This window comes from Methanosarcina sp. Kolksee (assembly GCF_000969945.1).
GTDB lineage: Archaea > Halobacteriota > Methanosarcinia > Methanosarcinales > Methanosarcinaceae > Methanosarcina > Methanosarcina vacuolata.
The window spans coordinates 1753171-1767170 of sequence record NZ_CP009524.1; the positions used below are offsets into that span (position 1 = coordinate 1753171).

Consider the following 14000-nt stretch of genomic DNA (forward strand, 5'->3'; position numbering starts at 1 on the left):
AATATTTATACGAAAAAAGACCAAACTATAGGAGCTCCATATATTATTGTACCAGCTCTTTTGACACATGTTGTTAATAATTTTTTTTCACCTTTTCCGCATCATATCATTAACCAATAGTAATCGGGTTTCAAATAAATTTCTTGTAACTGCTCTTGTCCATTATTCATTTCTCCTTCTTTTTTGAACACTATAGCTTGCTGTAACCTTTTAAAAAATATTTCTGCTAGCATTGTATAGATACCGTGCAGTAATTTACTGTGCTTATAGGTTCTCTATCAATACGAGCAGAAAACTTATGAAGAAAAATTACAGGTTCTCTTTGAAGTAAAAGGTATTTTTTGCCTCAAAAAGCAGGTTTAAATATTAAAAACGAGTATGATGTGTTGCCAATTCACAATTGTGAATAGTGGTGCCAGAGTGGCGGAAAGGCTACGCAATGGACTGCAGATCCATTTATCCCGGTTCGATTCCAGGCTCTGGCTTAAAAGTTTTCTTGTGAATATAGACAGGGAAGCTTTTAACAAAAAAATTTTAAGGCGCATTTAGCCTGAAGGAGGAACAAATAAAGGTTATAATGAATTGCAAACGCTGACTTCACAATTGTGAAGTACGCATAACAATCAAAATGTGGTTGAATTCCCTTTATGAATCATGTATAGACGAACAGATAAAAACGACTCATATAACTCACAACTTAGTCAACAGCGTACTTTCCGCAGAAGTCCACAAAAGAATACCCGTTTATCAAATGGGTATAGCCCCCATAAATCGGTATCAGTTAAACAGGATACTGGGCAGATAACCCCTCAATTTGTGTACATCTGCGGAATAAGAGTGCAAAGTAGCAAAGTAACAAAGTAACAAAAGATGCTGAGATGGCGGAAAGGCTACGCGATGGACTGCAACTCCATTATATCCCGGTTCGATTCCGGGTCTCAGCTTAGGGGTAGTATATGGATATAAGAACACAGAAAACATTTGAGGCACTTTTTGCCCTTGAAGATATTAGGGAGATCCTTAGACAAAGGCTTCCAAATACCAAAAGCCCAGAAGAAGAAAACACCATTAAAGAAAGTGTAAATAAGGTCAGAAAATTTCTGGATGATATCGAAAATGATACCGGAACCCCGGAAGTAAGAAAAATAGCTGATAATATTGATATCCGGTCCAGAGAAGAAACAAACATCAATATACAGCCAATCCAGGCAGCAGGAAGGCTTACACCCGAAGCACGAAAAGCTCTCATAGCATATGGCGACGGCTATTCCACCTGTGATGCCTGCCGCAAACCTTTCAGGCTTGATAAAATAAGCAGTCCACCTATTGCTCCCTTTCATGAACAACTTGCAAGCTTCGTTAACATGGATGTGGCTCGAGTAGTGCCAGGTGCAAGGAGAGGGTTCCAGGCAGTGACATCATCTCTGGTCAATAAAGGTGATTCCGTAATAGTCTCGGCTCTTGCTCATTATACAGAATTCCTTGCAGTAGAAGGAGCAGGAGGAATAGTTCGAGAAGTTCCCTTAAACGAACACAATATTGTGACTGCAGATGCTACTGCTGAGAAAATTGAAGCGGTTAAGCAGGAAACAGGTAAATTACCTGTACTGGTAATGATCGACCACTTTGATTACCAGTATGCAAACGAGCACGATGTAAAAGGCATTGCAAAAGTTGCCCACCAGTATGACATTCCTTTCCTGTATAACGGGGCATATACTGTTGGCGTCAGGCCGGTTGATGGAAAAGATATCGGTGCGGATTTTGTTGTAGGTTCAGGCCACAAAAGCATGGCATCCCCTGCACCGTCTGGAGTACTGGCAACAACTGAAGAATGGGCTCCCAGGATATTCCGCACAACTCAGATGACTGGCGATCTAACCAAACGCAAATTTGGAGTAAAAGAAGTCGAGATGCTTGGCTGCACACTGATGGGTTCAACTTTGCTAGGCATGATGGCTTCATTCCCTACAGTTAAGGAGAGAGTAAAGAATTGGGAAGACGAATTGAAAAAATCGAATTATCTGATCGATGGCTTGCTCGCTATTGAAGGCAGTAAAGTCGTCTCAGAGTATCCACGCAAACATACTCTTTCCAAAGTTGACACCATAAATAGCTTCGATCTTGTAGCGCAGAAAAATAAACGCAGAGGTTTCTTCCTTTCAGACGAACTTTCAAAAAAGGGTATTGTCGGAGAATTTGCAGGAGCCACAAGAGTCTGGAAACTTAATACATACGGGCTTTCGTGGGAGAAAGTTCGCTATGTCGTAGACACATTCCAGGAAATCGCTGAAAAATATGACCTTCAGGTAAACAAGGAGAAGAATTCCAATGACTAATAACTATAAATTAGGAACACTTGCCCTTCACGCCGGACAGAACCCGGATCCAGCTACAGGAGCACTTGTAGTACCTATATATCAGACTACCTCGTATGCATTCAAAGATGCAGATCAGGCAGCCAATCGTTTTGGGCTCAAAGAGCTTGGCAACATCTACACCCGTATAATGAACCCCACTACTGATGTGTTTGAAAAGCGCATCGCTGCCATTGAAGGCGGAACTGGAGCCCTTGGAGTTGCATCAGGTTCAGCAGCAATAACCTATGCTCTGTTAACTATTACTAGAGTCGGGGACGAAATAGTATCCGGAAACAATCTTTACGGCGGAACCTACGAACTTTTTAGATACACTTTCCCCAAACTGGGAAGAAAAGTAATATTTGTAGATTCAACTGATGTAGAAGCGTACCGAAAAGCCATTAATGAGAAAACCAGGGCTGTTTATATTGAGTCACTGGGTAACCCGAAGCTTGATGTCCCAGATTTTGAGGCAATTGCAGACATTGCTCATAAAGCCGGAATTCCGGTTGTCGTAGACAACACAAGTGCTGTAGGGCTTGTCCGGCCTATTAAACATGGAGTTGATATCGTTGTGCATTCAGCAACCAAATACATTGGCGGGCATGGAAACTCAATTGCCGGTTCTATAGTCGATTCCGGAAAGTTCCCATGGAATAACGGTAAGTTCCCGGAATTCACAGATCCTGATCCAGAGTATCACGGCCTGAAATACTGGGACACATTTTCAGACTTCCCTGGGCTTGGGAACGTAGCATTTGTCTACAAAGCAAGGCTGCAATTCCTTCGAGATACAGGTGCTGCGATTTCACCTTTTAATTCATTCCTGCTGCTTCAGGGACTTGAAACACTGCATCTGAGGATACAGAGGCACTCGGAAAATGCACTTAAAGTGGCAGAATACCTCTCAAAACATCCGAAAGTCTCGTGGGTCAATTATCCAGGTTTGCCGGATCACCCAAGCCATGAACTTGCATCCAGATATCTCAAAGGTGGTTATGGTGGATTAATAGGGTTTGGTGTAAAGGGTGGCGTGGAAGAAGGTAAAAAGTTTATTAACTCTGTTAAGCTGCTTTCACACGTTGCGAATATAGGAGATTCCAAAAGTCTTGTTATCCACCCAGCAAGTACCACACACCAGCAATTAACCCCGGCAGAGCAGGAAGCAAATGGGGTTAAGCCAGATTACATACGCCTTTCCATAGGTACTGAGGATATAGAAGATATAATCTCAGATCTGGGACAGGCTCTTGAGAAAGTGTAACTTTAATTTGTGTTCTCTGGTACCAAGGCTATTAGATCTTAAGGCTACAAAAGGCATTAAAAACGCTGTAAATTGATGAGGTAAAACTCATCTGTTTATTTTCAGTAATTTTGCTTTGTCAATTAACTTTGTCATATCAACTTTTATCAACTTCTATCAACTTCTATCAACTTTTATCAACTTCTGTCCACTTCTTTTAAAATATTTAACTGAGTTACAAGGATGACATTCATGGACTTTGAAAAATTACGACATGGGACCGAACTTATCAAAAGGGGCTTTGCAAGAATGCAGAAAGGGGGTGTAATCATGGATGTTACAAACCCGGAACAGGCCAGGATCGCAGAAGAAGCTGGAGCAGTTGCTGTTATGGCCCTCCAGGCTGTTCCAGCAGATATAAGAAAAGCGGGTGGGGTTGCCCGGATGGCCGACCCTGAAATTGTCCAGCAGATTATTGATACGGTTACAATTCCTGTAATGGCAAAAGCCAGGATCGGGCACTTTGTCGAAGCCGAAATTTTAGAAGCTCTCGGTGTTGACATGGTGGACGAGTCTGAAGTCCTGACCCCCGCTGACCCCTACTTCCACATAGACAAAACGCAATTCACCGTGCCTTTTGTCTGCGGTGCCAGAAACCTAGGAGAAGCCCTCAGGAGAATTAACGAAGGAGCAGCCATGATCCGAACTAAAGGAGAGGCTGGAACCGGAGATGTAAGCCAGGCAGTTAAGCACATGAAGCAGATTCAGGGCGAAATCCGTGCATTTGCCGGGAAGACTAAAGAAGAGCTGATTATGGTTTCAAGGGAAATCGAAGCTCCGATAGAACTTGTAGTCGAAACATCAAAAATGCAGCGACTGCCTGTGGTAAACTTTGCAGCCGGTGGAGTTGCAACCCCTGCGGATGCAGCACTTATGATGCGCCTTGGTGCAGACGGGGTCTTTGTAGGTTCAGGCATTTTCAAAGCCGAAAACCCTGAGAAAATGGCAAAAGCCGTTGTTGAAGCCGTAAACAACTTTGACAACCCTGCAAAACTCGCAGAAATCTCAAAAGGCGTGGGCGCAGGCATGAAAGGTATCAGCGCAGACACGATCCCTGAACAGGAAGCCCTTCAGGAACGCGGCTGGTAAAAATCCCGGTAAAAATCCACTTAGGACTCCTCAGTTACATCATCCGGATTTCACTTCTCGAATGAATTTAAATCCCACGTCAGAAGCCCATTTAATGCGCTGTTCGGGTCTGGGCCGTATAGCCATTGGCGGACCCCGTGGAGTTTCTGGATCATAGTTCCAGTGTATAACGCCTAATTTACCTCCTGAAATTAAGATACGTTAGGCTTCATTTAGAAGCCTTTCTGGTTTTTCTGCATGAAGGATGTTACAAAGCATTCCATAATCCACACTCTGATTTTCCAGTCCGGAATCTTCAAGAGTGAAGTCACAGAGAATTATTTTTACGTTTTTTAGATTCTCATTGTTTGCCCTTTAGGTGACTCTTTTTATCATTTTTTCTTCAATATCAATGGCATACATTGTCCCTTTTATCAACTTTAACGCAGGTATGACAACAGTTCCATAACCACATCCAAAATCAACTGCATTTGCTACGCTATGATCAAGTCCCATAGTCACCAGGAAAGCGTCCGCTGGCTTATTGCTTCAACTCCTGTCCTTCCCAGCTTTAAAAAAGTCAAGGATAAAGGAAAAAACGGAGGATAAAATTCCCAAATTTAAAATTGAGTGGAAAAAGGAGTAGATCCACTCATCGAGATTATGCTCACAGAGGAGTATTCTCAGAAGCAATAATCAAAGAGGCCCTGCGTATGTACTCATAACGTCTTCCACTAAAGTGAGCCCTCCACTGAACCCTGCGTAATTGTGTTCAAGTATCACGCGGTTATATGAAGGGAATGAAACCGTCAAATGTAGGGCATTAAACTCCGGACCGGATATAGGAGTTTCAAGAGAACTTGCCAGCAGGAACAGGAAATTTCTGTCTTTTAAATTTTCCCGAATCCTGTATGCGTCCACTTCATATATTATTTCAGGCCAGGCAGGGGTTTCAAGGTCGGTTGTCAATTCCTCGTTTATCAGTTTACGGGCTTCTTCAGGTGGATTATCTGTTATCTGAACAATATCAGGTAGATAACCCATCTCGTTTGCAAGGTATTTTGTAATGCTTACAGCCGAATTACTGTCAGCGACAACCGCAAAATAAGGATGCGGCCTGGTGATCAGGAGTATATCGCCAACAAATTCTGCAAATCTGTAGGCTCGCTTTTCCTCTCTGGCAATCAGGTCTTCAATGACATCGGCTGAAACATCTAACCTTTCTCCTATGACCCTCAGGAATTCCGAGGTTTGTTTTGGTCCTATTGGTACCCCTGGGAAGGAGATATAAGGAGTATCGAACTTTTCTTCGAGTTTCTCTGCCGTTTTATGCCCTATCCAGCTTGAGAGGACAATATTATATTCAGCAGCCGGAATTTTTTTCAGGTTCTCAAGTGCTTCAAATTCTCCTACAATCAGATTTGCCTTCAAGCCTATTTTTTCAAGCAGGGTTTTTATCTCCCTTGCTTCGCCCTTCCAGAATATGTGCTGTGAAGGCACTATACCGAAAACGTTTACCAATCCTTTTTCTTTCGGAGCCTTTTCAAGGAGCTGGTCGATCACAGCGTCGAAAAAGTACTCGTAGCCGTCGTATGATGTCCCTGCAAAGCCTGAAGTATTTACATGTATGATTGGAACCTCAGGATTCTTTTCTTTATATCTTCTGATAACGGCTCCCACATCATCTCCTATAAGTGAAGGGACACAGCCAGAGATGACTGCAAATACTTCTCCATTTACAAGTTCTACCGTTGATTCAATAAGCGCTTCAAGTTTTTTCTCGCCGCCGAAAATTACATGTTCCTCAACTAAAGAGGAACACGGGGTGCTTGTTCCACCGTAAGGGCCTCCAGCGTTCTGGCCACCACCGTAAAATTGACCAAAAAGCTGCCCTATTCCACATCCTGCCCCGGAATGGAGTATGGGAACAACTCCAAATATCCCTACTGCAGTTGAATAAGCCCCTGCGAGTGCGCAGGAGTAACGTGGTGCTTCAATAGCACCTGATATAACATTATTTGTCTCTAAAGGTTCACTTATTCCCATAATTACACCTATTTACTCCTCTGCTTTAAGATAATACAGCGAATTTGGCTGTTTGTACCACCAGTCTTTATATGTACTCAGCGTCTTTTCTTTCATAGTCCGCTGATATGAATGGCTTTTTAGTGACTGCAAAAGGAAGTTTCCAAATGCAATCGCTCCCGTATAGCCGCTCTGGGTACTCCAGGGATGTGCATCGGACCTCAAGGCATGCACCCTTGTTACACCCTTGTCGCGCTTGAATGCCCCTCCCTGGAACGGGCAGGTCATTGCGATATCGGGATTTCTATGGTTTGTTATATGTGTCTGTTCTGCGGCCTGGAAGGTATTTACCAGAATGTCAAAGTCCCCCATCTGGGCGAGCAATTTTTCAAGGTCCTTAAGGATGAGGTTGTCAAAGTCCTGGCACATTGCAGCTGAGGATTTAAGTCCAATTTCATCAAAGTACGGGACCTGAGCCAGAAGTCTTCCCTGCCCAAGTGCACCCAGAACTTCTACTTTCTCTCCATTGCCTTTGAAATTTTCAAATTCCTGCCTGATTGCCTTGAGTTTTGGAAGCCATTTTTCGTGTTCTTCTTTGATCAGGGCTTCTATTTCCCTTTCTTTTCCAGTGTGCCTCCCGATTTCCCTCAGCCACTCATCGGTGTGAGCAACTCCCATTGGTGAGGGATAGAGGAAATAAGGAACTCCATATTCTTGCTTAAGTCCACGTGCAAGATAATCAGTGTAAGTCGGGCACAGGGGTGCAGTAACTGCAGCTTCGGAAAGTTGTTCAAACTGCTCCACAGAGGCGAATTCAGGGATGAAGTTAACTCTAAGACCGACTTTTCCCAGCAGGCGCTTTATTTCCAGTCTGTCCTGCCAGGTGTAGGAGAGCATACTGGCTACATTTATCAGATCTTTCTGTTTCTTTTCCGGTTTTTTGACGAGGTATTTTAAGACTGCATGCCAGAAGGCATCATAACCTGTCTGGACAAGTTTTGATCGTGAGCCCTCACAGTGAATAGGGACTATTGTTGCTTTTATCTCGGGCTGGACCTGTGAGACAACCCCTTCTATGTCCTCTCCGATTATTCCTGAAGTACAGGACGTAAGTATAAAGATCGCTTTAGGATTGTACCGTCTCTCGGCTTCCTTTATTGCTTCCCTGAGCTTTTCACCGGCACCGTAGACCACATCTCTTTCGCCGAGATTTGTTGTCATCCAGTGGAGGTCGTAATTTGCAGGACGGCCAAGTTCAACAGGCACGTGTCTGTAGAGTTCACGGTAGCCGAGTGCTGCAGACGAGCAGCCGACAGGTGCATGATATATAGCTACGGCGTCACGGATTGTTCCGATCCTTACTGAAAGGTAGAAGTTCAGAACACAACCACTTGACTGCTGAAAATTCCGTTCTCTTTGCCTCAGGCAGCCTGAACGGGCTTCTTTTGCAAGATCGCTTGCTTTTCCATACCAGACGTTAATACCGTTTGCCCTCTGTTCCCTGTTGGGACATGTAGCCCGTGATAGGTCGATTCTATCCTCGATAAGTTCATTTTCAGTAAGTTCTGTTCCTGACATTAGTATTACTCCGTAAGAGACCTGTTTTTCGTAGTTAGTTTGTCTCCAGTGTGTTTTGCTCTTGACATCACCTCCTCCATTCGCATTAATGAATATATAAATCGGGAAATCAGCAAAAATGTGATCTAGTTTCTCATTATCCTAATTTTTGCGGCAAAAAAGAAAGTTTGGAAATAATTTGGTATTTTGAACCGGATACGGATGAATAAGATTTCTCTGAATGATATCCGGCTTCAGTATCCTGAATGTTGACAAGATTTGTTCCGGTTCCGGATTAACTTGTTTATCCAGACCCGAGCCGGATAGGAATTTTTAAGTTTTTCCTCACTACGCCGCACGGCCTAGAGGCCTGCCTGCCGTTTAAGAAAATAGTGACCTGAAAACCGATATCGCAGGTAGAAATATAAGATTCTGAAGGAAAACGTCTCGATTCGAAGGTTAGAGGAGTTGTTTTACTTAACTCCAGAAACCGATTTTTAATTCACAGCTGATATAGAACGCCTCCGCCAGCTAGTCTGGCTGCCCTGTAAAAAAAGGAGAAAGAGATCGCAATAGAGATAAGAAAAAAGAGACTTGAAACAATAAAATAAAGATCATGAAGATATTCTTAAGAATCTCTTTTAGGAAAAAGGAGAGTTTTTGTTGATGTAACATTGATACCGTTAATGTAGTTTAAGTTCAAGATTTGTTCTTTAGAAAAGCCTGAAGCGTTAAATTCAACTTGCCCTTTGACAGAAATTGTAGAATTGGGACTTATGGTTTTGTTACCAATTATCTCATGATTCTCAGTTAGTACTCTTGCTAAAATATCTTTTGTAAAAATCGGTTCAACAGAATCCAGATGAATTTCCCCATTTTTCTCGTTATATAAGACAAAATCGTAATTAAAGGCCTGTATGCTTGTATTATTTGCACTATCAATAGGACCTAAAACTTCTGTGGCTGACACTATTTTTAACCCGTCTTCTGCTTGGGAAGAGTTGCTGTTTTCCTTAATCTCAACAAACAATATAGCTAAAACTAAAAGAAATATTAAGATATTGCGTATTAAGTTTTTATTCACCATATCCTTCCTGAAACCAAACTAAAATGGTATTTCTGATAGTAGATTGCTGTTTACTAATGTCTGTTCAAAAAATGAATCAATTATTCAATAGCTAACTCATTGATCATTGCACAAATTTAAAAGTTCATGTTTGTAAATATAGTTTAAGTTTTTCAAATAAAATATAAAAAGCAGTAGTATATATAAAAAATTGAATATAAAGAGTCCCTGATACAGAATAGACAGTGAAATAACCTGAAAACAGAATTGCAGGTAACAAGATGAGATAAAACACTTCTTGACTTGAGAAATTGTTTTATTTAACCCGAAAACCTACTTTAATTCATGGCTAATATAGAACGTCTCCGCCAGCTAGCCTGGCGGCCCTGTGAAAAAGGAGAAAAAGAAGAAAGAAGCAGTTAGTAATAGAGAGGAGAAAAAGTACAGTTCTTTGTCACTTTTACTTTTTGTTTTGTCTACTTTTTTTGAAAATGCCGCTCTCCTTTGTCGAGCGGGACAAATCACAGTATAGTGGGATGATTAAAAGTAATTTCGAGATCGAAATACAAGGATTAAAAGACAGATATACTAGTATCTAAGCAATTTAGTTATGGATTATTATAATTAAGAACGGGACTAAAGATGAAGTATTGTCTATGTATTGAAGTATCATAACTAAGTTGCCATGACACTAGGTTAGTTAATTAAAATTTCACAGTTGTATACTTTTAAAGGAATTTTGCTAAAATTATTTTTTACGATACAACTACCTTTTTTAAGACTGTAATTTTCAGTTTAGAAAAACTTACGGAATATACTTTCTAAAATCCTGAGGATCTATTTTTCAGGATACCTATAATCCATAAGTTTAATTTGAGAGAGGGGATTCGAACTCATGGACACCTTGGGAAGTGTATCTTAAGTCCATTGCCTTTGACTTGGCTGGACAACCCGTATGGAAGGACACTTTAGTCTGCTCTTTGAAAACTAAGCACATCGCAAGACAAACTGTAATTCGAACAATTTCCTCTAAAAACGCGCCTGGAAAAATGTTAAAAACATATTAAGACGCTTCACAAGAAACAATAAAAGAAACAAAAATAGAAAAACTGTCAGGTTAAGGACTATAGGAACCTAAATCTTTTTATTACCCCATCAAACGTGAACGGTACATAAATCTCGGACAATTTTCGTACATTAGGAAATAGCCAAAGAAAAAAATGAGAAATATTGCAACTGCAACTTATCTAGGACCTTCTAGTTTTTATACCCCGCCCTAAAAAGAAAGGAGCCTTTCGCCTTAGAGTTTCAAGCTGAAAGATTATACAAATAGATATCTCTGTTTTCCCGGTGTTCTGGGTCAGTTCGTGAGTCTATATATACGATTTTATCTTCGTAAATTGCAGGCTCTCTTGCATAAGTGCTGTCAGTAATACGAGTTGTCTCGTTAGTTGAGATATTGTACATGTAAATGTCACTCGACCATTTTTCTCCTCCTCTGTATTTTTTTTCCAACACTATTCTATCACCATATACATCTGGATTGGTCGAATTGCCATCAAAAGTGACTTGGCGTGTTTCATGCTTAGCAATATCTCGCATATAGACATCCATTACATTCATTAATTCATTTTTATATTCTATCCACACGACAATGTTTCCGTAAATTTTACCGCCACCTGCTCTACCGGTTCTGCTGATGTCACTTATTCTCTTTGTAGGTATGTCGTATATGGAAATATTTGCACTATATTCGCCTGGATTTACCCGATTCATCCGTCCATACACAATTTTATTTCCGTAAGTAGAAAAACCCCACCGAGGATGCGTACCAAATAGATCATGTGTATATGGAATTAGTTGAACTTCTTCACTTGTGCTAAGGTTGTATAAATATAAACTGTTATACTCAGCGTTTTGATAATATGCAGGCTGACCATCAACATATTTTGACCTTACGTACACAACATTATCACCATAGATCGCTGGTGTACTCGTATTATCGATTTTAGTTTCTTTACCAGTGGAAATGTTATACACGATCACGCTTCCACCATCCCACCATGTAATTTTATCTCCCTGAATAGATGGGCTATTTTGTGCATATCCCAATCCGGTTATGTTTCCAGTAGTCAAGTCATACATGCCAACCATGTTACCAAAAGTATCAGACCATGTGACAATGTTGCCATAGATTGATGGACTCGATGTTAGCCTCGAACTTATAATCATAGTCTCTTTGCCAGCATTTGCTATTGATGTAAAGCTTATAAGAAAAATCAAAGCAAGCCCTATATGTATAATTTTATTCCCCACATTAATCCCCATAAAGGATATAATACTGGAAAACTACATCAACATTGCTGCTCATTAGCAATATGGGGGAAAAGAAAGAAGAATGAGGGTTATTTATTGTTTTAAAACAAAATTATAGTCTCCAAGCATGCTATCCCTATATCTTTTATGACACTTTTTCAGATTTAATTTTGATCTGAAGTTTACCTTAGTCCTTTTAAGACGGAAACCCTACCTTGAATTGATTTTTGATGTTCCTCTTCACTCAAGGAAGGATCCTTTAAAGAAATCCAAAGTTCGCAGGGGATTTGCGAACAACCGCCGCAATTTTGATAATCTTTTTCCTTAACGCATTTATAAACAGGGCAGATATCAGCACCGATATACTGGGCCCAATAAACCTTGCCTTCAACTGCATCACAACCGACACAGTCGTTATTCAGATGAGTACATCCTTCACAATTTGCTCCACATACACAGATCATCTTTATACCTTCCGTAAACAATTTCAGTAGTTATAAGCAAATTTTGTTGTTTAAGGTGAGTAACTGTTCTAAATTATTCAAAACGTTGAGTAGATTTATCAGTCATTTGAATCTCAATACTATTGCATTCACCTTTACTTACAAAAGCTATCTCAAATTCATTATTCTTTGCCAAGTAAGCTGAAAGTATTCTTATATTTCAAAAGTTACTTTCTTTTTCATACTCAGATCTTCAAAATCTTACTAAGAATGAGATAGGAAGTCAATTCTTACCGTCAAAATTATGCAAAACCCTTTTTGTCAGCTGTGAAACCGCAGCCAATGAAATAACAAAATCGTAAAAGAATACTATGGATCGTGAGGAAAAGCTTAGGTTAAGAGTAAATAAATGCTTATTTATTTCTCTTCTATTCTTGTTTTTTCTGCACTCTAAATTTCTTATTTTCTCCAAATACAACTCATCTACATCCGGCCTTGTCCTTTAAATTGACGATTGCTCCACGTTTATCAAAAGAGATATGTCTAATATGTAAAGTACCACATCACCAATTTAATTACAACTCGCAAGATTTTTGCCGGGAATTAAAAGAAAAAAATGAGAAATATTTGCAACTACAACTTAGCTGAGAACCTTCTAGTTTTATATTCCGTCCTAAAAAGAAAAGAGCTTTCGCCTTAGAATTTCAAGCTGAAAGATTATACAAATAGATATCTCTGTATTCCTGGGATTCTGGATCATCGCGTGTATCTACATATATAATTTTGTCGTTATAAATTGCAGGATCACCAGCACAAGTGCTGTTTGTAATACGAGTTGTCTCATTGGTTGAGATATTGTACATATAAATGTCACTTGAAAAGTTGTTTCCTATCCAGTATTCTCTTTCCCACACTATCCTATCACCATATATATCCGCACTGGTAGAATTGTTATCGAAAGTGACTTGACGTGTTTCATGCTTGGCAATATCTCGCATGTAGATATCCCTTGACTCATTTTTTTGTTCTACCCACACAACAATATTTCCGTAAATTTCACCTCCTGCTGCTGTACCAGTTCTACTGATGTCACTTACTCTTTTTGTGGGTATGTCGTATATGGAAATGTTTGAACTCCATTCACCTGAATTTACCTGATTTGCCCGTCCCCATACAATCTTATTCCCGTAAATAGAAGGATAAAATCGAGCATGTTCATACGGAGTTAGCTGAGTTTCTTCATTGGTGCTGAGATTGTATAAGTACAAACTGTTAGATTCATCATTTTGATGAGAGGCAGGCTGACCGTCCTCATATTTTGACCTTACGTACACAACATTATCACCATAGATCGAGGGCGTATTCGCACCAACAATTTTAATCTCTTTGCCAGTGGAAATGTTGTACACAATTATATTTTTATCATAATCCCACCATGTAATTTTATCTCCCTGGATAACTGGGCTATTTCCTGCATGTCCTAGTCTGGTTATGTTTCCGGTAGTCAGGTTATACATCCACGCTGTGTCAGTAGTAGTCTCAGCCCATGTAACAATGTTGCCGTAGATTGATAAATCCAATGTTAGCCTCGAAGCTACGACCCTAGTCTCTTTGCCAGCATTTGCTATTGATGTAAAACTTATGAGGAAAATCAAAGCAAGTGATAGATATATTGTTTTGTTTCCCACATTAATCCCCATAAGAGATGTAATACTGGAAAACTACATCAATATTGCTGCTAATTAGCAGTGTGAAGGAAAAAAGAAAAACGGATAAAAAAATATTTACTTTTTCAGCATCCCGTTATCGTTTTTTGGATAGTCTCTATATTAGACAAGCGCTATTTGCAATTATTTCATTTC

The 14000-nt window shown here is 40.2% G+C and carries 10 protein-coding genes and 2 tRNA genes; 5 read left to right on the plus strand and 7 right to left on the minus strand.

Annotated elements, in window-relative coordinates:
• The first annotated feature begins 414 nt into the window (after nucleotides 1-414).
• The 5 genes from MSKOL_RS07265 (at nucleotide 415) to pdxS (ending at nucleotide 4752) form a co-directional block, all read left to right on the plus strand.
• Nucleotides 415-485 (plus strand) — tRNA-Cys (locus tag MSKOL_RS07265).
• Between the two features lie 387 nt (nucleotides 486-872).
• A tRNA-Cys gene (locus MSKOL_RS19915) sits at nucleotides 873-944 on the plus strand.
• A gap of 12 nt (nucleotides 945-956) precedes the next feature.
• A complete protein-coding gene (gene pscS, locus MSKOL_RS07270) occupies nucleotides 957-2339 on the plus strand; it encodes an O-phospho-L-seryl-tRNA:Cys-tRNA synthase (protein ID WP_048154796.1) in 1383 nt (460 codons plus the stop codon).
• Nucleotides 2332-3624, plus strand: a complete 1293-nt coding sequence (locus MSKOL_RS07275; protein WP_048154799.1) for an O-acetylhomoserine aminocarboxypropyltransferase/cysteine synthase family protein — start codon at nucleotides 2332-2334, stop codon at nucleotides 3622-3624. Before pscS ends, MSKOL_RS07275 begins: the two co-directional genes overlap by 8 nt.
• Nucleotides 3625-3855: 231 nt before the next feature.
• Complete coding sequence (pdxS, locus tag MSKOL_RS07280; RefSeq protein ID WP_048154803.1) at nucleotides 3856-4752, plus strand: pyridoxal 5'-phosphate synthase lyase subunit PdxS; 897 nt, start codon at nucleotides 3856-3858, stop codon at nucleotides 4750-4752.
• A gap of 354 nt (nucleotides 4753-5106) precedes the next feature.
• Here the strand turns inward: pdxS and MSKOL_RS19920 are convergent, their stop codons facing one another.
• From MSKOL_RS19920 to MSKOL_RS07315, 7 genes are all read right to left on the minus strand, one after another.
• The gene (locus tag MSKOL_RS19920) at nucleotides 5107-5247 is read right to left on the minus strand and encodes a class I SAM-dependent methyltransferase (RefSeq protein WP_156150991.1); all 141 of its coding nucleotides are present in this window, start codon (nucleotides 5245-5247) and stop codon (nucleotides 5107-5109) included.
• Between the two features lie 180 nt (nucleotides 5248-5427).
• The gene (locus MSKOL_RS07290; protein ID WP_048119871.1) at nucleotides 5428-6777 is read right to left on the minus strand and encodes a nitrogenase component 1; all 1350 of its coding nucleotides are present in this window, start codon (nucleotides 6775-6777) and stop codon (nucleotides 5428-5430) included.
• A gap of 12 nt (nucleotides 6778-6789) precedes the next feature.
• Nucleotides 6790-8334 (minus strand): nitrogenase component 1, encoded by a 1545-nt coding sequence (locus MSKOL_RS07295; RefSeq protein WP_048119873.1) that lies wholly within the window; start codon nucleotides 8332-8334, stop codon nucleotides 6790-6792.
• 607 nt (nucleotides 8335-8941) lie between these two features.
• Nucleotides 8942-9400, minus strand: coding sequence for a hypothetical protein (locus tag MSKOL_RS07300; protein ID WP_048119875.1), 459 nt, complete (start codon nucleotides 9398-9400; stop codon nucleotides 8942-8944).
• Nucleotides 9401-10687: 1287 nt separating this feature from the next.
• Entirely contained in the window at nucleotides 10688-11707 is a 1020-nt protein-coding gene (locus MSKOL_RS07305; RefSeq protein ID WP_048119877.1) for a hypothetical protein, read from the minus strand.
• 170 nt (nucleotides 11708-11877) lie between these two features.
• Nucleotides 11878-12159, minus strand: a complete 282-nt coding sequence (locus MSKOL_RS07310; RefSeq protein ID WP_048119879.1) for a DUF3795 domain-containing protein — start codon at nucleotides 12157-12159, stop codon at nucleotides 11878-11880.
• A gap of 683 nt (nucleotides 12160-12842) precedes the next feature.
• Nucleotides 12843-13838: a hypothetical protein gene (locus MSKOL_RS07315; RefSeq protein ID WP_048119881.1), complete on the minus strand. Its 996-nt coding sequence runs from the start codon at nucleotides 13836-13838 to the stop codon at nucleotides 12843-12845.
• Nucleotides 13839-14000: the final 162 nt, after the last annotated feature.